14 protein-coding genes are annotated in these 22,126 nt (G+C 71.1%); 12 read left to right on the forward strand and 2 right to left on the reverse strand.

Annotated features, from left to right (window positions below):
• Positions 1-50: 50 nt before the first annotated feature.
• The 3 genes from ACFXC1_RS41185 (at position 51) to ACFXC1_RS41195 (ending at position 2,852) form a co-directional block, all read left to right on the forward strand.
• Positions 51-389, forward strand: coding sequence for a thioredoxin family protein (locus tag ACFXC1_RS41185; RefSeq protein WP_381252778.1), 339 nt, complete (start codon positions 51-53; stop codon positions 387-389).
• A gap of 434 nt (positions 390-823) precedes the next feature.
• A complete protein-coding gene (locus tag ACFXC1_RS41190) occupies positions 824-2,233 on the forward strand; it encodes a diacylglycerol/lipid kinase family protein (RefSeq protein ID WP_381252781.1) in 1,410 nt (469 codons plus the stop codon).
• Positions 2,226-2,852, forward strand: coding sequence for a phosphatase PAP2 family protein (locus ACFXC1_RS41195; protein WP_381252783.1), 627 nt, complete (start codon positions 2,226-2,228; stop codon positions 2,850-2,852). The genes ACFXC1_RS41190 and ACFXC1_RS41195 overlap by 8 nt, the downstream gene beginning before the upstream one ends.
• Positions 2,853-3,088: 236 nt before the next feature.
• Here the strand turns inward: ACFXC1_RS41195 and ACFXC1_RS41200 are convergent, their stop codons facing one another.
• Complete coding sequence (locus ACFXC1_RS41200; RefSeq protein ID WP_381252786.1) at positions 3,089-3,994, reverse strand: NAD-dependent protein deacetylase; 906 nt, start codon at positions 3,992-3,994, stop codon at positions 3,089-3,091.
• Positions 3,995-4,395: 401 nt separating this feature from the next.
• Here ACFXC1_RS41200 and ACFXC1_RS41205 point away from each other — a divergent pair, with 401 nt between their 5' ends.
• The 9 genes from ACFXC1_RS41205 (at position 4,396) to ACFXC1_RS41245 (ending at position 21,060) form a co-directional block, all read left to right on the forward strand.
• A complete protein-coding gene (locus tag ACFXC1_RS41205; RefSeq protein WP_381252788.1) occupies positions 4,396-4,674 on the forward strand; it encodes a hypothetical protein in 279 nt (92 codons plus the stop codon).
• A gap of 65 nt (positions 4,675-4,739) precedes the next feature.
• Entirely contained in the window at positions 4,740-5,294 is a 555-nt protein-coding gene (locus ACFXC1_RS41210) for a GNAT family N-acetyltransferase (RefSeq protein ID WP_381252791.1), read from the forward strand.
• 666 nt (positions 5,295-5,960) lie between these two features.
• Complete coding sequence (locus ACFXC1_RS41215) at positions 5,961-6,965, forward strand: chitinase (protein ID WP_381252797.1); 1,005 nt, start codon at positions 5,961-5,963, stop codon at positions 6,963-6,965.
• A 282-nt stretch (positions 6,966-7,247) separates the two neighbouring features.
• Positions 7,248-7,460 carry a hypothetical protein gene (locus ACFXC1_RS41220; RefSeq protein ID WP_381252798.1) on the forward strand — a complete coding sequence of 71 codons (213 nt, stop codon included), beginning with the start codon at positions 7,248-7,250 and terminating at the stop codon, positions 7,458-7,460.
• 7 nt (positions 7,461-7,467) lie between these two features.
• Positions 7,468-7,734 carry a hypothetical protein gene (locus tag ACFXC1_RS41225; protein ID WP_381252801.1) on the forward strand — a complete coding sequence of 89 codons (267 nt, stop codon included), beginning with the start codon at positions 7,468-7,470 and terminating at the stop codon, positions 7,732-7,734.
• Complete coding sequence (locus ACFXC1_RS41230) at positions 7,734-7,868, forward strand: hypothetical protein (protein WP_381252804.1); 135 nt, start codon at positions 7,734-7,736, stop codon at positions 7,866-7,868. The genes ACFXC1_RS41225 and ACFXC1_RS41230 overlap by 1 nt, the downstream gene beginning before the upstream one ends.
• Positions 7,869-8,385: 517 nt before the next feature.
• The gene (locus tag ACFXC1_RS41235) at positions 8,386-8,877 is read left to right on the forward strand and encodes a YbaB/EbfC family nucleoid-associated protein (RefSeq protein WP_381252806.1); all 492 of its coding nucleotides are present in this window, start codon (positions 8,386-8,388) and stop codon (positions 8,875-8,877) included.
• Entirely contained in the window at positions 8,874-9,209 is a 336-nt protein-coding gene (locus ACFXC1_RS41240; protein ID WP_381252809.1) for a hypothetical protein, read from the forward strand. Before ACFXC1_RS41235 ends, ACFXC1_RS41240 begins: the two co-directional genes overlap by 4 nt.
• A gap of 1 nt (position 9,210) precedes the next feature.
• Positions 9,211-21,060 (forward strand): hypothetical protein, encoded by an 11,850-nt coding sequence (locus tag ACFXC1_RS41245; protein ID WP_381252811.1) that lies wholly within the window; start codon positions 9,211-9,213, stop codon positions 21,058-21,060.
• Between the two features lie 449 nt (positions 21,061-21,509).
• Here ACFXC1_RS41245 and ACFXC1_RS41250 read toward each other — a convergent pair whose 3' ends face one another.
• Positions 21,510-22,106: an NADPH-dependent F420 reductase gene (locus ACFXC1_RS41250; protein ID WP_381252813.1), complete on the reverse strand. Its 597-nt coding sequence runs from the start codon at positions 22,104-22,106 to the stop codon at positions 21,510-21,512.
• Positions 22,107-22,126 lie beyond the last annotated feature (20 nt).

The raw sequence follows: 22,126 nt of genomic DNA on the forward strand, positions 1-22,126 counted from the left end.
CACGAGGGATGATGGGGACGGAATGACGGAACGTGAGGTCAGGAGCTTCCATGGCGCAGAGGGTTCACCGACCCCGTGAGGACGCGGAGTTCGATTTCATCCTCGGGATGAGCCGGGTTCCCGTCCTCGCATACTTCACCGGGACGTGGCCCAAGGCAATCGAGCCCTGCCGGGTGATGGACCTCGTCGTGGATGGCATCGCCGACGACTACACGGGCCGCCTGACGGCCGTCCGCGCCGACATCACCCGTTGTCCGGCTGCGACCGAGCGATACGGGATCACCGGAGCCCCGTCCTACGTCCTGCTGAAGGAGGGAGAGGCGGTGGCGCACGGCACGGGGCCCATGACCGTCGCCGAGGTACGGGAGATCCTGGACGGCCACCTCTGAGCGGCCACTACGGCACGCGGCCGCGACGCCCGTCACGTCGGGAAGTTCAGGGCTTGAGGTATTCCGGTCAGGGGCAGGGCGGAGCGTCGGATCCGGTGTCCGACGGGGTCGGCGGGAGCCGGCCTGTACTCTTGATCCACTCTGCGATGGGTGTCGTCGAGGCTCGGTCGATCACCGATGGTTGTGAGGAGACGGGGTGGCGGACAGGGACAACGAGGTCGGGAAACGGCGGACTCCCGGTATCAGCGGACCGAGACGCCACCGCGCCCTGCTTCCCGGCTTGAGCTCGTGCCGCCGACCGGGCCCGGTCGGCGGCGAGGCGGGACACACCGCGTACGTTGCATGGACACCGACAGGAATCGCCGGAGTGACGGGCCGACTGGGTACCCGCCGCGATGGTGGCCGTCAGCCTCATCCATGACCGGGAAGCGACAGTGAACGAGACCGGAACGACGCGCGAGACGGAACGCCACGGACCCGACGCGGGTCTGGGCTCGGCGCGGGCCCTGGCGCGTCTCGCCCTGCTGTGCGTCGCGGGAGCGGTGGCCGCGGTCGTGGCGGGCACCGGCCATGGGTTCATCCTGCTACTGGGTCTGGCGGGCCTCGGGCTGGCCGGCGCGGGTCTGTGGTGGGCGTTGGCGCACCGCGGAATCGCCCGGCTCCTCGGTGCTCTGCTGGCGGTCACCGCGCCCGTCGGTGTCCTGGTGCTGTACGCCGTGTCGGGCCTGTGGGTGGTCGCGGTGGTCGCCCTCGCGGCGTGGACGGCCGCGCTCGGCTGTGCGCGCAGTGCCCTGCGCCGGCTGCGCAAGCCCCACGGCATGCACACCCGCACGGTGCGCCCGCCCCGCCGGGCCGTGCTGATCATGAATCCGAAGTCGGGTGGTGGGAAGGTCGGGCGGTACGGACTCGTCGAGCGGGCCGAGGCGCTCGGTGCGCGGGTGATCCTGCTCGACCTCGACACGGATCCGGATCCGGTGGCCCTGGCCCGGCAGGCCGTCGCCGAGGGAGCCGACCTGCTCGGTGTCGCCGGCGGCGACGGCACCCAGGCCCTGGTGGCGGGAGTGGCCGCCGAACACGGTCTGCCGTTCATGGTCGTGACGGCCGGCACCCGCAACCACTTCGCCATGGACCTCGGCCTGGACCGGGACGATCCGGTGAACAGCCTGGAGGCGCTGGCGGACGGTGTGGAACTCCGCGTCGACCTGGGTGACATCTCCGGCCGGCCGTTCGTCAACACCGCGTCGTTCGGTACGTACGCGCACATCGTGCAGAACCCCGACTACCGCGACGCCAAAGCGGTTACCGCGCTCGACCAGTTGCCGGACCTGCTGGCGGGCGAGGCGGGCGCCGCACTCAATGCCCGGACCGACGAAGAGCGGTTGGAGGCCCCGCAGGCGGTGCTGGTCAGCAACAACCCCTATGCACGGGCTGATCCGCTGACCGGTGGCCGCAGGGAACGGCTGGACACGGGCGAGCTCGGCGTGATCGCGGTCCGGGTCGGGGGCGCAGTACAAGCCGCCGAACTGGCGCTGTTGGGGGAGCGGGCCAGCGGCATCACGACCCTGACGTCCCGCAGCGTCGTCGTGGAGTCCGACGAGGAGACCATCCCGGTGGCCGTGGACGGCGAGGCACTCGTCCTGCCTCCGCCCGTCGTGTGCTCGATACGGCCCGGCGTGCTGCGAGTCCGCGTGCCGCGGGAACGTCCCGGCGCACCGTACGTCGCCCCGACCGTCGACTGGTACCGCGTCGTGCGCCTCGCCTTCGACCTGTCACCCCGCGCACGCGAGAGCCACGACCGGGCAACCTCCGCACGCGACAAGAACCAGGAGCAGAGCCATGATTGACCGTCGGACTCGGCAACAACGAGTACCGCAGGGCCTGTTGCGCGACCTCGCCAGCCTCGACCAGGCCCTCTACGAGGCCGTGACGGTCACCAGCACACCCGCACTGGACTCGGCGCTGCGCCGGCTGTCCGCGGCGGCCGACCACTCCAAGATCTCCCTCCTGATCGCCGCCACCCTGGCTCTTCGCCCCGGCCGCTCCCGCCGCGCCGCGGTGCTCGGCGTCGCGGCGATCGGCGTCGCCTCCACCACGGCCAATCTGCTCGGCAAGCGTCTGGTGCGGCGGCCACGCCCGCACCGTGCCGAGGACTCGCCGTTCCCTGGTCGGCATGTCCCCATGCCGGCGTCCGCCTCGTTCCCCTCCGGCCACACCGCCTCCGCCGTCGCCTTCGCGGCGGCGGTCGGTCCCGCGTTCCCGGCCGTCACGGTCCCTCTCGGCCTGCTGGCCTGTGCCGTGGGCTACTCGCGCGTCCACACGGGGGTGCACTACCCGGGCGACGTCGTCGCCGGCGCCGTACTCGGAACGGGCGCGGCCGCCGCCGTCCTCGCGGCGGCCGCACACTGGGACCGCTCGGGCGGCGGCAGTGTCGGGCGGCTGACCTGTGGTTCTTCGGCCCGGTGACGGGCCGTGGTCCGGGCGCTCGGGCGCCCGGACGGCAAGCGCCGCCCGAACACCGGGTCACCCCACTCCATAGTTGAGCGCGTTCAACTGGCTTGCGGTGATGGGTCGCGCCACCCGGAGAGGATGCAGGGGGGAGAGGGCCACCGCCGTGACGGGCTCGCTTCTCATTCCGCGAGGCCGTGTCCGCAGCGGAGGTTTTTCGGCCGTCCGTGGTGCCTTCGGCCGGATCGGAGTGATCAACCGGAGCCTTCCGGCTGGTCGTCGAGCGGGATGCCCAGTCGTTCGGCCACGGCGGTGAGCGCCGGCCCCAGCGGCAGCTCGACGCGGGCGACGGCATGCGTGTCGCCCCGGGTCGCGTCCCGGTTGATGATCAGTACGGGCTTGTGGGCATCGGCCGCCTGGCGCACGAAGCGCAGCCCGGACATCACCGTCAACGACGAACCCAGGACCAACAGGGAGGAGGCGTCCCGGACCAGCTCACGGCACCGCTCGACCCGCTGTGGTGCCACGGACTCGCCGAAGAACACCACGTCCGGCTTGAGAACACCGTGGCAGACCGCGCACGACACCAGCCGGAAGCCGGCGACCTGGTCGTCGGTGAGGTCCGCGTCACCGTCCGGATTCAGGCCGGCGGCCACCGGCCGGTAGTCCGGATTGGCTGCCTCCAGCCGCCGGGCGAGATCACTGCGCGGACTGACGGTGCCGCAGGTGAGGCAGACGACCCGGTCCAGGCCGCCGTGCAGCTCCACGACGCCCTCGCTGCCGGCGCGCCGGTGGAGGCCGTCGACGTTCTGGGTGATCACCCCGGTCAGCAGCCCGTGTCGCCCGAACGCGGCCACCGCCCGGTGCCCGGCGTTCGGGCGGGCGCGGCCGAAGACGCGCCAGCCCAGGTGACTGCGTGCCCAGTACCGGCGCTGTGCCTGGGCGCTGCCGACGAAATCCTGGTAGAGCATCGGAGTGTGCCTGCTGAGGCTTCCGCCCTCGCCCCGGTAGTCGGGAATGCCCGACTCCGTGGAGATGCCCGCGCCGCTGAGCACCAGCACACCACCGGCGCTCAGCAGATCGGTGACCACGCCCAGATCTGTGGTGCCCGGAGGGAGGTCCCCGGGTGGGGTCCAGCTGAGAGTGGGACGCATGCGCATTCCGCCAGGGTACGGAAGCTCGCCGCCGTGTGGACCGGTGCCGGAGCCGGTGACCGGTTCCTACTGCGCGGCGCGGGGGCGTTTCGAGATGCGTCGTTGCCCTGTGCCCGTGATTTCCCACGGCACGGTGGTCTGGGGCGCAGGCGGCGTCCGGCGGGTGGCCGTCCGGAGTGTCGGTCGCATTCGGGGCTCAGCCGGATGACCGTGCTGGTGTCGAATCCGCACCACGCCGAGGCGGGCCAGGACGCGGGTGAACTCGGCTGGCCCATCGTAAGTGCGGCGACGGACGGCGTGGATGTGATCGTCTCCGCCAATCAGTGTGCGGGCGGTACGGGGCCTCCAGCGACATCCGTCCCGACGCTGGGGTCGAGGACGTCGGTCGTGCGCTCGGAGCCGGCGCGGTGGGCGTCACCCCGTCGCTGTACGGGATGCGCGTCCGCACGAACGCGCCGGGCGGGACCTGCGACGTACTGGCCGAGTTCGCCCGTGCCCGCTTCGGGGCGTCGTTGGTGTCGGGGGTCGGCCCCGGCCGGGGCAAGGACGTGCTGCCGCTGCCTGTCAGCGGGATCGAGGCCGGCATCGACGCCGTCGCTGTCAGGAAGTCTTCGACTGCGCGGCAGATGAAAACAATGACTCCGTCCGCCACCGGCATTGTCGAGACGGCCTTCACCGCCCCCTGAGTCGCTAGCCGACGAGGCCGTATAACCGATTGCCGCGGGTCGGTCTGCTCGGATAGGAATCTCGCATGCTGAAGGGTGACAAGGTCGGGCTCAGGGCCCGGCACGAGGACGACATCCCAGTCCTGCACTCGGAGCTCTACGACGACGTCGTCACCCAGGCACGGGCCAACGGCCAGCCGTGGCGGCCGATCACGCCCGGCTCCAAGGACTCGCAGTTCGCGGTGGACGACAAGGAGCGGGGGAATGCGCCCTTCTCCGTGGTGGACTTGGACTCCGGCACCCTGACCGGCAGCGCGGTGCTGTGGGGTATCGACGACCACAACCGGACCGCGCACATCGGCCTCGGGCTGCTGCCCTCCGCTCGGGGTAAGGGCTACGGCACCGACGTGGTCGCGGTGCTGTGCCACTACGGCTTCGTCGTCCGCGGCCTGCACCGGCTGCAGATCGAGACGCTGCCGGACAACGAAGCGATGCTGCGCTCCGCCGAGCGCAACGGCTTTGTCCGTGAGGGGGTGCTGCGTTCGGCGGCCTGGGTGATGGGGGAGTTCGTAGACGAGGTGCTCCTCGGGCTGCTGGCCGAGGAATGGAAGCCGGGTCAGAAGAGCAGGCCCGGTACGTGACCGCGAGTGTGCCGGACCCCGACTCGTGTCGGGGCGTTCGGACGAGCCGGATGTTCGCGTCTTCGCCCTGACGACACCGCGCCCGCTTGCGGGTGCGAGTACGGAACGGTCGGCAGGAAGTGGATCGTAGTGGCGAGGGCGGCGGCAGTGCCGGGGTCGTTTTGCCATCGCGGAGGGCCTCTCCTCACTCCTGCTTCGGCGGGACACTCGCGGCACACCGTCGCCGACCGTGTCCCGTCCTGCCGCCCGGGAATGCACGGTGGGGCGGTGTGGTTGGAAGAACCGTGGGAGTGGAGGGGACAGTGTCCCCGGGCCTCACCTATTGCCTGCGGGGACGATCGTCCGGCTGAAGCCCCGCAGAGCACATCGCCGCGTAGGCGACCGCCCTCCATTCCCGCAACGCGCAGACGCGGCCCCGAGTGCTTCGATCGCCTCGGGGCCGCGGTATGTCCTCTCCTCTTCCGCGACCGCCTGACTTCTCCAACTGGCCGTCGGCACAAGGGTGTAGCGACCGCCTGTTGTTGCCGCGGGGGTTGACGGGCGTATTGGTCTAGGCCTTAATGGCTTCAGTCTGTTCATGTGAACGGAAATTGTTCATGTCGATGAACAGGTGTGGTTTCCTCTACCCCCACCAGCGCACTGGGTGTGCTGCGTCCTGGAGGACTCATGCGTCGAAAGAGCAGCTACACACTGGCCGTTGCCGTGACCGCCGGTGCGGCGGTGGGAGCCGTCCTCGCACCCTCGGCATCCGCCGCCCCGACAGCGGCGAACCCCGGACCCGGCTTCCCCGCCCGGTACTCGGCACCGTACGCCGAGACCTGGAACTCCCCGTCCGCCCTCGCCAACGCACGCAATGCCACCGGTCAGAAGTACTTCACGCTCGCCTTCGTCATCGCCGGAAACGGCTGCAACGCGACCTTCAACGGAGACACGTCCATCACCGACTCCTCCTGGACCGCGGCCATCAACTCCACGAGGGCGGCCGGCGGCGACGTCATAGCCTCCTTCGGCGGCGCCTCCGGCACCGAACTGGGCGTCGCCTGTACCTCGGTGTCGTCCCTCAAGGCCCAGTACAAGCGGGTCATCGACAGTCTCAACCTCACCCGCGTCGACCTCGACATCGAGGGCTCGACCCTCAACAACACGGCTGCCAACGACCGGCGCAACAAGGCCCTGGCACAGTTGCAGAGCGAGTACGCGACGGCGGGGCGCCGGCTCGACGTCCAGTACACCCTCCCGGTCAACCCGACCGGCCTGGAGCAGAACTCCGTCAACCTGCTGAACAACGCCAAGAGCAACGCCCTGACGGTCAATCTGGTCAACATCATGACCATGGACTACGGCCCGGCCATGGACATGGGCAAGGCGGCCACCGACGCGGCGACCGCCCTGCACGGCCAACTGGGTCGGATCTGGACGACCAAGAGCTCCGCACAGCTGTGGGCCATGGAGGGGAACACCCCCATGATCGGCGTGAACGACAGCACAGCCGAGGTGTTCACCACCGCCAACGCCACCAAACTCGCCAACTTCGCCGCGAGCAAGGGCATCCAGGAACTGTCCTTCTGGTCGCTGGGCCGCGACAAGGCCTGCGCCACCAATGGCCAGCTGTCCGACACCTGCAGCGGCACGTCACAGAGCGCGTACCAGTTCACCCGCACGCTCCGCTGACCCGGCCCATACGATCCCTGGGGCAGCGGAGTGCGGCGCACAGCGGCCCCGCTGCCTGGTGAAGACGGCGCGCAGAACATCGGATGGACCGTGTACTGCGCGTCTCTTCAGCGGTCCGATCCAGTGTTCGCAGCAGTCACATTTGCGGGTCGCGGCCTTCAAGTTCCGGGACAACGGTTCTCCGCCGCCCCTCCTCTCCTGCGACAAGGGGCTCGAGGGGCAGGTTCTCCAGTCCCGCGCGCACCCCACCAGTGCGGGCGGCTGACCGCGCCGGCCCGTCCAGTGCTGGAACGGCTGTCCGGCGCGGCCTCGATGATGGTCATCCTCCATGTGCTGGAGGAGGGCAGCGCCCGGGTGATCGACGCGGTCAGACCCGAACGGCTTGCCATGATCGGCCACTTGCGCGGCGAGCTGCTGCCGGTGGGACGGGTCGCCGGGCCACTGGCCCCGGTCGCCGCGCTCGAACCGGACGCGCAGACACGGTGGTTGGACTGAATCGGCGATGAAGCTGCCGACGTGGCACGGGAGTTGGCCGGGGTGGGACGGGATCGACGTCGCCCTGGAACGCGGTCGTCACGACAAGCTGGTGGCCTCCGTCGCCCGGGACGTGGTGCCCGACCCCGGTGCTCCGGTGTGCGCGCTGACGGTCGTAGGACTGGACACCGCGTTCGACGGACCGGAACTTGCCCTTGTGGAGCGGGAGTTGCGCGCGGCAACGGACGAACTGGTGACGGCCCTGACCGTCGGCACGGCGGAGGCCGGTCGGTGATGGGCCTGCTGGTGCTGGATCGTCGGCAGACGGCCGCCGCGCTGCGGCCCGACGCCGTCCTCGACGCTGTGGGCCGGGCCCTGGTCTCCATCGCCGCGACAAGGTCTCCGTCCCGGCGCGGATCGCTGGGCTGACACCGACCCGCCTGCTGGGCCGCGATGCCCGGGCACGCCTCCGGTCTCGGGCCGGCCCTGGTGGCACTGTTCGACGAACACGACGGGCGGGCATTGGCGCTCGTGGACGGCGACTCGCTGACCGAAATCCGCGCGGCGGCCGTTTCCCGCGGTCGGGCTGTCGCCGGGTCTCTCGCCGCTGATGTGCCGCCACTTCAAGTCGCTCTGGTGCAGGGGAAGTTAATCCGGATGCGGATCTTCATCCATTGCACGTCATGTCCCGTTGGGAAGGACGTCAACCAGCTCGGCCATGATCGGACGTCTGCGGGCCCGAGCCGCGCGCGTCCTGTTTCAGGGCGAGTGATGCGGGCCCCCGGGTGCGTACGGACGGGACCTCTGGTGCGCGCCGACGTGACTGCCGCCGGTACATGTCCGTGTTACCGACGCGGGCCCCCGCCGGTACGGGCGACCCGGCGTTCGCGTTGGTCCCCGCCGTGGTCACCTCCGGTGAGTGGAGTACGAGGAAGATGGAGGCCGCATGACCCAGGAGCCCGAGTCCGGCCCGGACGGTTACGCGGAACAGCTGGAGCGACGCTTAGCCCGGGCCAGAACCGAACTGGCGGCAGCCGAGCGGGACGCGGCACGTGCGGAAGCCGACATGGGTGACTTCTCCGCGGCCACGGTCTCCAAGGACGGCTCCGTCGAGGTCACCGTGGGATCCCGGGGCGAACTGAGCGACCTGCGGTTCCTGGGTGACAAGTTCCGTGAGATGTCGAGCGCGGAACTGGGCGCGGCGATCATCGAGGCGGTCGAAGCGGGCCGCGCGCAGGCACGGCGCGAGGCGGCCCGCCGCTTCCGGCCGCTCGACGCCCCCGGCCCGCAGGTGCCCGAACTCGCCGGACTCGACATCGACTGGGCCCGCTTCGTGGGCCCGTCCGCCCCTGCCCGGAGCAGCTCCGGCAGGCCCCCCGCACGCACCCGGCTGCACGACGAGATCGCCGACGACGAAGAGGACGGAGGCACCCGATGACCGGTCCGTCCTACACATCGAGCCCCGAGGCCATCATGGGCGGTACTCGCGTCATCAAGGACCTCGGCAGCTACGCCGACGAGGTCGGCGCGTCGGCCCATGCCGCTCTGGCCGACACCAGCTGGACCGGCGACGACAGTTACGGGAAGCAGCTCAGGAAGGAGTTCGTCCAGACCCGCGACTCCGTCCTCGCCACCATCGACGCCATCGCCGCAGGCATCTCGGCAGTGGGCGACGGCACTCTCGACAACCTCCGCGCGATCCGCAGCAACCAGGGCGGGATCATCGACGCCATCCACGAACAGCAAGGGCGGACCGGGAGCCGACCGTAACGTGGCCATCGTCGTCTCGCCCAAGCTCAACTGGCTGTTCTTCATCCTCATCGGGGAAAAGTTCCTGGAGGCCAACGAGGACCACGCCTACGACACCAGCCGGTCCTTCGACCAGCTCCACCAGCACGTCGGCGCACTCAAGGCACGGGCGAAACAAGCCGTATTGACTGTGGGGGAGGGCCTCCCCAAGGGAACCGCCGACCAGTTCATCGGGGCGATCAACCAAGTCCTGCCCTATCTCGACAAGTTCGAGGCCGACCTGGACAACGTGACCAAGAACCAGGTCAACATCGCCATGCAGATCCGCGAGGCGAAGTGGAACATCATCGCCGAACTCGTCCGGCTGTTCATCGAGCTCGCGATCCTTGCGGTGATGTCCTTCTTCACCGGCGGCGCCAGCGCCAGTGAGGCGGCGGTGGCACGTGCCCGCAGCCGCGTCTTCATCCTGGAGGTCCTGCTCGAACTCTCGCGCCGCACGCACCTGTTGCCGAGCTTCCTGGAGGCCGCCGAGGAGGCCTTCATGACGCTCGCGGTCCGGTTGGCCATGATGGTGGGTGCCCCCAAGGGGCAACGGCCGAAGTCGATCGACTGGGGCGACATCGGTCTCAGCGCCGCGTTCGGCGCCGTCGCGGGGTTCCTCGCGCCGATTCTCACCAAGACGATGAAGAACCTCACGAACAACGTCAAGAACATCGGCGACCTGGGGAAGAAGTTCGACGACATCAACGTGGGCGGGGCGAAGCCACCGAAGTTGAACGACACCGACCTGAACCTGACGAACAAGCCGAAGCCCGGTCCTACGCCGGGACCCGGTACCCATGTCCCCAAGACGACCCCCACAGTCACCCCGCATGTCACGCCGACACCCCACGGCGACGAGAGCTTCTCCGCCAAGGCGCTCGACCAGAGCGGTGAGTTCGTCGCGGACGGCGCCTCGGAGACGCTGGCCGAATCCCTCGTGATGGGCGCGTTCTTCGGTGACTTCACACCGAGTTGGCAGACGTTCGTCGGGGCGGGCCTGAGCGAGCGGTTCGAGGCGGGGGCCGAGCACGCGGTCACGAACAGTGCCGACTGGCTGAAGAACTTGGGGAACCCGCCGACGATCTCCACATCGGTCTCCGACACCGGCAACGGAGGCACCGGCACCGGAGGCACCGGCAACGTCGGTCAGAACTCCGGCCCGAGCAAGAGCGGCGGCACCAAGTCCGGTACGGGGAACGGCCCGCAGCCGCCCGTGGACCCGAACACGGACACCGGCAACCACATCGACACGGACACCGGCACACCTACGAAGGCGCCCCCGGTCCGTGTCGTCGACCCGCCGCCCCACACGTCCGTCCCGGTCATTCCGCCTGTGGTGGGATCGTCGACGCCGGTCATTCCGCCGGAGGTTGGGGCGCCCGCGCCGCCGAACCCGCCGACCGTCACCGGCGGCAGTGCCACGTCAGCACCGCCCGTCGTGACGCACGGCGGCAACGACAACGGCACCGACCCCCCGCCGCAGACGCACGACGTGAACACCCCCGAGGCGGAGCCGGCCCCGCCCCTGGACCAGGACCCTGTTGTCGACCCGCCGGCCACGGAGTTGCCGCCGCCCGTGGTGACGTCGACCCCTGTGACGCCCACCGCCGGGACCACTGTCCATCCTGCGGTCACCCACAACGGCGTTCCTGAGCAGGGGAGTTCGATCAACGACACGGGCACCGGCAATCTGCCCTCGCACCCTGTTCCAGCCCCGACTCCGACCCGCACCCCGACGACGGACACCGGAACAGGCACCGGCACCGGTACTGGCAGGGGAAAGGCCGTGGCTTCACCAGCACCGGCCGCCACAGACCCGGACCCCGGCACCCACCCCGTCGCGCTCGTAGGAGCGGCCCACGACGCCCATGCCGACGCCGTACAGTCGCTGCAGCACGCGGTCGACACCGCCGAACGGCTCCGCGTGCGGGTGGAGGCCGGCGAGGGATCGAGCCGCGACGTCACCGCACTGCACGACGCGGACGACATGGTGCGGCAGGCCCAGGTGGACCTGTCACGGACAGAGACCCGGCTGCGCGCCATGGGCGAGGTGCCGGGTTCCCCCGCCGACGCCGCCCTGGACCTCGGCTCCGACGCGTCGGCACCGCCCTCCGCCATCGTCCCCGTGGTGCACCGCTCCGACGCCCAACGGCACTGGATCGCTTCGCAGTTGACGGACGACGACCTGCCCGACGACTTCACCGCCGCCGGCCTCCCGACCGTCGATGTCGACGTGGACGTAGCGGCCCTGTCCTCCACCGGAGCCGCCCTCACCGTCGAGCAGCAGACCCAGGCAGTCATGGGGAGCGGCAAACTGTCCCTGCTGGAGACCGGACTCACCCCCTTGCAGCAGGCCAAGGCGCTGATGCTGCAACCCGGTCCGTGGTCCGGGCACCTCGACACCGCCGCCGCCACGGCCAGCAGGCGCCTGTGGGACGACGCGTTCACGGACTTCGCGCTGAGCACGCCCGGGCCGAATCCGGACACCGCACGCCAGTCGTGGGACACCGCCACCGCGCTCGTGCTGCCCCTGGAACTGCACCCCGTGCTCGCGGACTCGCGTCACGCGATCGAGTCGTACCGCGACGCGGTGCGTCAGGTCGCCGACGTACTGGCCGCAGGCCGGACACGTGCGGAGGCTGCCTCGCTCGCCGACAGTCTCCGCAGGAGCCTCGGCCTGCCGCAGCGGCTGCGCGGCGGTGCCCCCAAGCCCGAGGAGTCCTCCGACGTTCCGCAGCCCGTGGTCACCGTGGGCGCCGGGACACCGCTCGTCGCGACGACGTCCACCACGACCGACGCGACGACCACCGAGGTGCAGGTCGACGGGCTGGCGAAGTCCGCTGACGGCAAGCCGACTTCGGTGCCTCCGCACGGCTCGGACGACCCCCCGGAGAGGCTCCGTCGGCAGCGCCCGCCCCGCAAGGGCGCCCCGCCGAACCGCCGTACCCCTCCGCTCCAACCCATCGACGAGGACGCCGAGGCCGAGTTCACCGCACCGCCCGTCAAGAGGCCCGCCACGCCCGGGCCGACCTGGGTGGTGCACGACCTGGACTCCCGTCGGCCGCCGCGCGTCGACCTCGACCTGCCTCCCGCGCCGTACAGCGGCGGCGGACCCGCGTCGTTCACCGACGGCGCCAAACTGCCCGTCTACATGGGTGGCATCGGCGAGTTGCTGCGCGGGCTGCCGCGCAACCTGCTGCGCCGCTCCTACACCCTCGGTCAGGGGGACCGCGTCCTGCGCGGCGCCGACCGCGTCGTCGAGCAGCTCGACCTCAACCTCCGGCAGCCGCCCGGCGTCCGCCCCCGTCCCGCGCGCCCCGGCGGCAACCGCGCCGGCGACGGGCTCCTGGACGACGTACGGCACGCTCTCGTCCACAACCCGAGCGGCTTCTTCGGCGACGGGCAGCAGTTCAACTACCGCACGGTGGACGGCAAGTCGCGGGTTCTGACGGTCACGGCCCGTCCGTACGGGCAGTGGGAGAGGTTCACCTTCGGCTACGCCAACCCCGTGAAGATCGACACGATGCAGCGCAACACCGCGCTCACCGGCCGGGTCGCGGTGAACAGCACGTCGACCTCCCTCGCGCCCACCGCGCCGCTCGGACCGGTGAAGACGCTGTTCGCGCCCTGGGGACGGGTCTTCGCGCAGTTCTCGTGGACCAAGCGGGTCGAGTACAACATGCAGAACCTCGTCGTGAACCAGAGCGAGACCCGCACGACCGACGGCTCGCACGCCCATCTCGACGACGTCTGGTACGAGTTCAAGGTCACCGATCCGGCCGGACGCCCCGTGGGCCGGACCGGCAAGGCGATCCGGCCCGCGTCCGGCACGCGGGGGCAGGTCGCGTTCGGTTTCGCCGTCAGGGACGGGCTGTTCGTGCGCATCGCCGACAGCCTGACCCGGCCCAAGCCGCCGGCCGACCGGCTGCCGCCGCGGATGCGGCTCGACCGCGGCTCCCACTACCGCATGATGAACACGGAGAGCTTCGGCCCCGTCGCACACATCCGGGACTGGGCGCTCCAGCAGATCGGCACCGACACGGACAGCATGGCCGGCAAGCAGATCAACTCGTTCTTCTCCACCGACGGGTTCCACCGCATGAGCCGGGTCATGGCGGCCGGGACGGTCACGTCGCCGCCCCTGTTCAAGGACGACGCGGGCCGCGAGCCGCTCGGTGTCTTCTCGGTCCGGGTGGAGCCCGGCGAGGCCGTCCTCATCAGCGAGACCACCGCCGCCGAACTCCGGGACATCTCCCAGACGACGGTCCGCAACGAGCGCACCACCGGCCGCTCCTCGGGCGTCGACGTCGGTGGTGCCATCGGACCCGCCTTCCAGCTTCTCGGCATCGACCAGGGCAAGTTCGACCTGCGGATGCTCGCCGGTCTCAACTTCCGCTACGGCTCCTCTCACAACCGGGCTTCCGTCACCGGCGGAACCGGCGCCGTGAAGTCCGCCGGGCAGGCCAAGGGTGACCCCACGGGTCTCTACCTGGTCCAGAAGACCGTCACGGTCACCGCACCGCCCGACACCAAGGCACCGCTGCCCGACCGCAGGCGCGACGAGGCGAGCTCGACACCCGGCAAGCTGCGCAAGAACCCGCCGCGGACCTGGAGCGAGGCACCGCGGACCCGGACGTTCCAGACCTGGGCCGTGGAACGGCTCACCCGCACCGAGGCCCGCCGTCTTGCCGGGGAGGCGAGTCCCGCGCCGGGCACTCCGCCCAGGGTGCCGCCGTACCTCACCCAGGACTCGCCGCCCACCCTCGGCATGAGCAGGGTCGAGGAGTTCACGTTCGCCGACGGCTCCTACGTACGGGACATCGACGGCGAGGACCGCACGTTCCTCGACCACTTCGGCGACCAGGTCCTCGAAGAGGTCGCGCGCGCCTACCCCGACCTCGTCGCGCCGCTGTCCGAACTCGATCCCGCCAATCCCCGCTGGCGCAACGCCGACCACTTCCAGATGGCGGTCTCCAACACCCTGGAGGTGCTCAACACCCTCGCCTTCCACAGCATGGCGGGCAACCTGGAGACGATGATGACCACAGGGCTGCGGATCTCCCTGGTCGACTCCCGCCGCGCCACCCGCGCACAGCGTTACGTGTGGATCGACGCCGCCCTGACCGACCGGCGTTTCGAGGGGACGCAGAAGGACCTGCGGCTGCGGTTCAGCGCACCCGGCAGCGAGAACCTCGGCGGACGGCAGAACAGCGCGCGCGCCGCGCACATCGGCGCGGAGGGACTGCTGTCGCTGCGGGACGCGGCGACCGACAGCGCGCGCGGACCGCTGCACGCGGGCACCGGTTCGCTGGGCGTGCGCTGGGGCGGCCGTACCGATTCGGAGAGCGGTTACGGGGCCGCCGTCACGCACGAGGCCATGTCGATCGGCACCAAGGGCACCCACCTGTACAGCTACGAGGTCACCCTCACCGCGCGGCGCGGCGGCTTCCGCCGGTTCCGCGGGCTGCTGCGCGGTGTCCTCTTCCTCAACCTGCTCGGCACAAGGCCGTTCGTCTTCACCGAGCGGGAGAAGAACCTCATCGGCCCGACCGGCTCCGGACCGGTCACGAAGGGGCCCTCCGTCGGACGAGTGCTGCTCGGCGTGCCCGTCGAGCACACGCCCGCCCGCGACACCTCACGCCCGCACCACCCCCTGCACGGTGTGCCCCTCGCGACCACCGTGCAGGCCGCACGGGACCTGGCACTCGCCAAGCGCGGCCTGTTCGAGCGGGCCGGCCGCCGGGGCCGCGAAGAGTACCGGCGCCACCCCTACCTCACCCTCGCGGTCGTCGCGGACCCCGCCCTCGGCCGGGCCGCCGAGGACGTCCTCAAGGAGTCGTCGGGCAACTCCTGGATGCTGACCCACCAGGGCGCCCCCGTCCACGACGCGGCACTGCGCGTGTTCCAGAGCCAGTTCCTGACCGCGAACTTCGACCAGTCGTCCGCCCCGACCGGCTGGCGCGCCTCCGGGCTGTGGGCCAAGGCCCCCTACCTGGACCGCTCCTCGGTCCTCGCCCACCGCAGCCGCCTGCGCCCCGGCAGCCTCACCGCAGTGACGGGCGCCATCCCGATCGAGGCCGAGACGACCATCGGCGGTGCCACCCAGGCCTCGGGACGCCACACCAGCACCAGCACGCTGTTCTTCGGCGGCCAGCTCGTCTACCTCCACTCGCACGACACCGGCACCGGGACCACCGGCAACTACGGCCTCGTCGCCAGCCCCTACCGCCTCGACAAGTCCCGCTTCCGGGCCGTCACCCGGACCGCGCTCGCCGAGATCAACCGCAAGGACCAGGGCCGGCAGGTCCTCGTCACCGCCGACGTCGACCACGAGATCGCCGCCACCTCCACCCTCGTCGGTCAACGCGCCACGGGCGTACGGCGATTGCCCCGCTGGCTCGCCGGCGCGTCCGGGCGGCGGGTCCTCGTCAACGACGGCTGGGTCGGGCACGTTCCGGAGAAGAGCGCCTACCGGATGGGACTTCTCCGGGACCGCTGGGGCGACGTACCGCTCTACACCCGGCGCCGGTGGTCTCCCCAACCCTGGCTCCTGGACCATCCGTTCGGCAGTTTCCCGCTCACCGCGCTCGACACCGCGACCGTACTCAACGACTTCGACCGGCAGTTGAGGCCGCTCGGACTGACGTCCAGTGACCGGGACACGGTGCACCGGCTGATGTCCGAGCGCGTCGTGCGCGCCCTCGGCAAGGAGATGACCGGCGGCAGCTCCTCCGTGCCCGCCCGCGTAGGGCGTTGGGGCTCGTCCACCGCCAACCTGTGGGTCGGCAGCCGCAAGGTACGGGCACGCGCCGAGCTGATCCCGGTGAAGGTGCCCGTCGGCAGGCCCGCACCGGACGGCAGCGGCTTCGGCGGCCTCGGACACAGCGTGGAGTTCGAGGAGCACCGCAGCGCCGCGGAGACCGCGCAGGAGGGCCGCGGCCGCGCCTCCGGCGCCAGCGTCGGCACCACCGTCTCCCAGGGCGCGCACACCGGCAACGACACCGTGCGGATGGCCGGACCGACGTACGCGGAGGTCGGCTCCACCCAGCAGACCGCCGCCCAGAACCAGTCCGAGGGCAGCGTGCGGATCGCCACCGCGACGACGACCCAGGCACACGCCGAATACGTCACCCGCTACCGGATGCGGCTCACCCTGGAAGTCACCGACACCCGCGAACCGAAGACCGGCACCGGCGCCTCCGCCTGGGTGAAGCGGGCCGCGCACCGCACCTGGCGCGGTGTCTCGGGCCGACGACTGCTGCGCGTCAGCTCCGAGGGCGACGTCGGAGAACTCGTCGAGCACTACCCGCTCAGCCTCATGCGCCCCGACCCCGTCGACCCCGCCGCCGAACGCGACGACCCGCTGGCCCCGCCCGCCCTCGACGCCCCCGGACCCTCCCGCCGCGTCGCGCCGCCCGCCACGACCGGCCCCGGCGGCTGGCTCGACACGCTCCACCCCGACGACAGCATGAAGCCGTTCACCATGCCGCCGGACGGGTTCAAGGTCCGCCGGATCGTCGGCGTCGACCAGCTCCACACCGCCAACTCCCTTGTCCTGGCCTCCGCCTACGACACGTCCTTCCCGCTCACCGACGCGGTCGACGACGACCTGATCGCCCGCGCCCAGGACACCCCGCTCACCCGCGCCGGCACCGGGCCCGCCCAGAACCTGGAGGACGGCACCGGCAACGGCGCCCTCAGCGCCTTCTACGACCGCACCCTCGACCCTGGCGGCTACGAGGTGGCGGGCCTGACCGAACGCGGCTTCTTCGGCGGCGCGGACGCCGACCTGCGGATGTACTCCCGGCCGCAGTTCCGGCAGGCCCGGCTGCTCGCCGTCACCGACGGCATGAAGCACGAGGCACCCAAGCGCCATGTGCAGGGCGGTGGCGCGAGCGCCGGGCGCGTCGGGCAGGCCGAGTCGGCGATCGGCGGCGGTCCCGCCACCTCGTCCTCCGCCACCGGCACGAACCAGATGGGCGCCTCGGGACCGGGCGACGTCGCGACCGAGTCCGACACCCTTGCCTCGGGCGGCGACCGCCTCGCGTCGGTGAACGTCAAGCCGAACACCACCCGTACGTTCCTGTTCGCCATCCCCACGACCTGGCTGAGCGTCGCCGCGGTCCACCACCACGTCAAGGACTCCGCGCCGGTGCGGGCGATGCGCAGTCCGTTCGGCAACCCGCAGCGCGCCCCGCAGGCACGCGAGACCGAGACCACCGTCCTGGCCTGGGTCCGCGAGGACGTCGCCCGTGAACTCGGCCTCGTCGGCGACGACGGATTCCCGCCGGTGGCGGCCAAGGCGTGGGACGCGGTCACCAAGGCCGACAAGGAGTGGACGGCCGCCGACAAGAAGTACTGGGAGCTGCGCCGTGACGAGGGCCCGCGCCGCGAGACCGCGCTCACGGACGCCGAGAACCTGCTGACCACCCTTACCACCCGAGATCCCGAGACCCAGCCCCAGGTGATCGCCGCACGCGGCGAACTCGCCCGCCTGGAACAGGAGAACGACGGCGCGGAACCCGCCCACGACGGCTGGGCGGAACTGCACGACGCGGAACGCGACGCCGCACACGACCGCGTGACGGCCCTGCTGCGGGCGGCCGACGACGAGGTCACCGCGGCCCGTGCGGCCCGCGACACCGCGCGTGCCCAACTGGACGCCTTCACCACGGAGTTGGGCGAGCGGCGGGCTTTCGCGGAAGCGCTCGCCGACGAGTACGCGCGGGTCCGGGAAGCCGCCGACCGCCTGACGCGCTGGCACCAGCTCGCGGCCACACCGGCGGGACGCGCCCAACTCGGCGCCACCCCGGAACCGGACGAGGTCGTCTTCCGGGCGCCACCGGCACCGGGCACCGCGAAGGCACCGGAGACGGAGAAGAAGACCACCGAGTCGACCGACAAGAAGACGAGCGACAAGGACGCGGAGAAGAAGGACGCGGAGAAGAAGACCAGCGACGGGGACGGCGAGAAGAAGGACGGTGGGAAGCAGGACGAGGCGGCGGGTAACCCCGCCCTGCGCCCGGCGTTCAGCCGCCCGCCGTGGGAGACGTCCGGAACCCCGGACCCGTCGCTGCGCCGCTTCGACGCGGCCCAGGACCACCGCACCCTGACCGCCACCGATCCCGACGGCCGGAGCTGGGTCTACGACCTGCACGAACCGGACGGCGACGGCAACGGGTTCTTCACGGCGGTCCTCGGCGTCGGTGATCGCGGCGGACCGACGGCGGTGTCGGAAGCCCGCCGCACCGGACTGGCCGGCCGCGTGGCCCGCAGCGTCGACATGCCGCCGGATGTGACGCTCGACCCGCAGGCCGTGTTCCGTACGGCCGAACTGACCAGCAGGCTCGGCGAGCACTTCCGGCGCGACCCCGCCCTGTCCGGCACCGTCGAGGAGAACGGCGGCCGGCTGCCCGACGCCCTGCTCACCGCACTCACCCCCGCCCAGCGGCAGAGTCTCGTACGGCTGCACGTGCAGCGAGCCCGCCGCTGGGACGACGCGACTGCCGACCTTGCCGCGGACCTGACGGCGCGTTCCCTCGGGGTGGACATCACGGTCGTGGGGGAGGACGGCGGCTACCGGTTCTTCCCGGGCTCCGCCGACCCGACGGTCGGCCCGCTCCGGCAGGTGACCGTCTATCGGCGCGGTGACAGCTACCTGTCGGCCCGTCCCCGCTCCGCAACACCGGTGTCGGCGCCGCCCGTTCGGGGCACGGAACCGCCGGGGGGCAAGGACACCGAGGACACGAAGGGCAAGGGCAAGGACAGCGGCGGCAAAGGATCCAAGGGCGACCAGGACACGAAGAGCAAGGAGACCGAGGGCAAGGAGACGAAGCCCAAAGACAAGCCCGACTTGGACGCACAGGGCAAGTCCGTCGGCGACAAGCAGCCGTCGCCCGCCCGGACTGTCCGGGTGGATGGTCGGCAGATGACCGTCCAGAACGTGCGTCCCGACGGCAACTGCCTGTTCACCGCCATCATCGCGGGCATCGGCGCCCAGCACCCCGGCCACACCGTGCGGGGCAGGGCCGTACACACGATGACGGTCACCGACCTCCGCAACGACACCGCCGACTGGTACGGGACGTCCGCCGCCGCCCACCAGCACGCCACGCGGGACCCGTTGGAGACGATCGTCCACGACAGGTACCCGGACCTGCGCAGCCTGCGGCCCCTGCTCGCCCTGCTGGGCCTGCGGACGCACCTCCCGCTGACCCCCACGCAACAGACGCGCATCCAGGCCCAGTTGAAGACCGAGGGGCTGGAGGACGTTACGGCGTCCGAGACGATCGCCCGACGGCGCGCGCTGACCGACCAGGCGCACGGCAACAACGTGCGCCAACTGGTCCTGCGGACCCTGCACGGCCCTGCGACATCGAGATCGCGGGCGCTGTGGCGGGAGATCCGCAGCCACCTGCCGACCGTCGTGCCCGCCACCCCGGCGCAGACCGTCACCCTGGGGGAGCGTGGGCTGGTCGACCGCGCGATCCGCTCGCCCGAACTGTGGCACACGCCCTTCTACGACGATGTACCCCTGCTGCTCACCCAGTCGCTGGGCATCGACCTCGTCGTCGTCCAGCCCGACGGCCACGGCGGATCCGTCCTGCACCGCCTCTCCGAGGACGCCAACGGGCCGACCGTGTACGTCGCTTACAACGGCATCGACCACTACGAGACGTTGCTGCCGACGGCGCCGCAGCCCGGTCCGAACGGTGACCTCACCGCCGGTTTCGGCGACCCCGTGATGCCGAAGCGCGTGAAGGACGAGGAGCGCGACGACGAGGGCGACGTACGGGCGAACCCGCTGTGGATCCCCCTCGAAGAGGTGGATCCCGACCTGCTGATCACCGGCAACCGCGACGCGGTGTGGCTGTACACGGTGACCGACGACGGCCGTGTCCTGCTCGGCAGCGAGGCGCCTTCGCAGGTGATGGCGCAGGACCGGTTCGACGCGCTGCTCGCCGGTGTCCGCACGCGACGCCCCGAGGTGACGGCGGAGTCGCTGCGGGCGGAGATCGACGGCCTCGGGCACACCGGGATCGCCGCCGTGTTCGAGGAGGGCGGTCGTACGCGGCCCGGCGCGAGCCGGGTGTCGGGCGAGTTCCGCTGGAGCGAGAGCCTGCGGTCGTGGACCGTGAACGACAAGTCGGGCCGTTACATGAGCAAGTCGGTGCGGCCGGGCGTCGACCCCGCGGTCGCGGCCGGCTGGCTGGACAACGTCGCCGGACTCTTCACCGACCGTCTCGGTGTCCAAGTCGCCCCGGACCAGGTGAAGTCGAGCGCCACGAAGGCTCCCGAGCCGAAGCCTGGGGACACCGCAAACCGGTCCGCTTCCGTACCTTTGACGCTGCGTCAGCCCGCAGGCGGCGGCGACTGGCTGCCGTCCGCGCTGGTCGACGCCCTGAGGCAGAAGGTGGCCGACCTGTTCGGCCGACCGGGACTCGGCGGCCTGCTCGGGGGACCGGACCCGTCCGACGCGCTGCACCGCTGGACCGAGTTCCGGCTCGGGGCCCCGGACGCCGCGACGCGGGTGCCCCGCCTGGCCGCCGCGGACTGGGCGGGGCCGGCGCGCACGGCGGTGCCGCTCGACGACCTCGCCGCGGTGGGTGTGACCCCGACACCCGACCAGGCCGCGTTCGCGGCGCTGACCGGCGCGCTCCCGCTCGGCGACCTCACCCTGACGCTCGCGCAGCGCTACCGGCTGCTGCGTCGCTGGGCGGACCGCGACGAGCTTCTCACCGAGATCGCCGCGGGCACCGCCGCCCGAGATCTGGGAATCGTCCTGACACTGGTCACCGACGACGGGACGGTACGCCGCTTCGAGCAGTGAGGGCCGCCCCCGCCCTGACGGGGAGATCATCACGTGCTTCCCGGATCTCGCCGTGCCGACCGATGCCCGGCTGCTCACCGCAATCGGCGATGATCGCGCACGGTTGGACACGGTCCGCGATCTGAAGGTTCACGCCGGAAGCGCCCAGCAGCACGCACGGAGCAGCCGGACCGCCTGCCGCGGCAGAGGAATCCGCAGCATGGGCCCCTGGAGCGGCGGAAGTTGCCACCGATCGCCATGTACGCAGAGTCGGCCGAGAACACCGACAGCGTGTGGCCGAGCTCCTCGGCGTCGAGGTCGAGGTGGGACCGGCGCATCGCGGTGGACGTTACGAACACCACCTGTCCGAAGCCCAGTTTGACCATGTCCGGGAGTGTCGGCCGGGCGCCCGTGGGAGGGGGCTGGGCGGAAACTGCTCATGTTCTGTGCGGGATCTGCCCCGCTCTGTGTCAGCGGGCGATGGAGAGCGCGAAGGGCGTGAATCCGCTGGACCGGATCACGTGGGGTACGAACAGGATGGCTGCCTCGGTGGCGCGGGCGGTCCGGATTCCGCCGAGGTCGGTGATCCACTCCTTGCGCCAGCCCAGGTCGGTGAGCAGTTCGCGCACGGTCTGCTTGGCCTGCTGGTCCTCGCCGGAGAGGAAGGCACTGGGCGCCTGGGTGAGTGCGGCGGGCGCGGTCATCACCGTGAAGAGCATGGTGTTGAGTGTCTTGACGACTCGCGTCTCGGGGAGCGACTCCTGGAGTTGTTCGGCGAGGCTCGAGCCGGGATAGAGCAGGTCGGCGGGGAGTCCGTCCGGTCCGTCGACGGTGGCGTTGGAGACATCGACGAGGATCTTGCCCCGCAGTTCCACGCGCAGCGCGACGAGCCGGTCCAGGGAGCTGTCGCCCGGCGTGGCGTTGATGACGACCTGAGCGGTCCGGGCGGCGTCCGCGGCGGCACCCGGAGTGCGGTCCGCCACGGTCACCTCGTGCCCGGCCCGGGTGAGGGCTGCGGCCAGGCTGCCGCCGACGCGGCCGTTTCCGAGAACTGCGATCGTGGTCATGATGATCTGGTCCTTTCCGT

The organism is Streptomyces hokutonensis (assembly GCF_042751305.1).
In the GTDB taxonomy this organism is placed as follows: Bacteria; Actinomycetota; Actinomycetes; order Streptomycetales; family Streptomycetaceae; genus Streptomyces; species Streptomyces hokutonensis_A.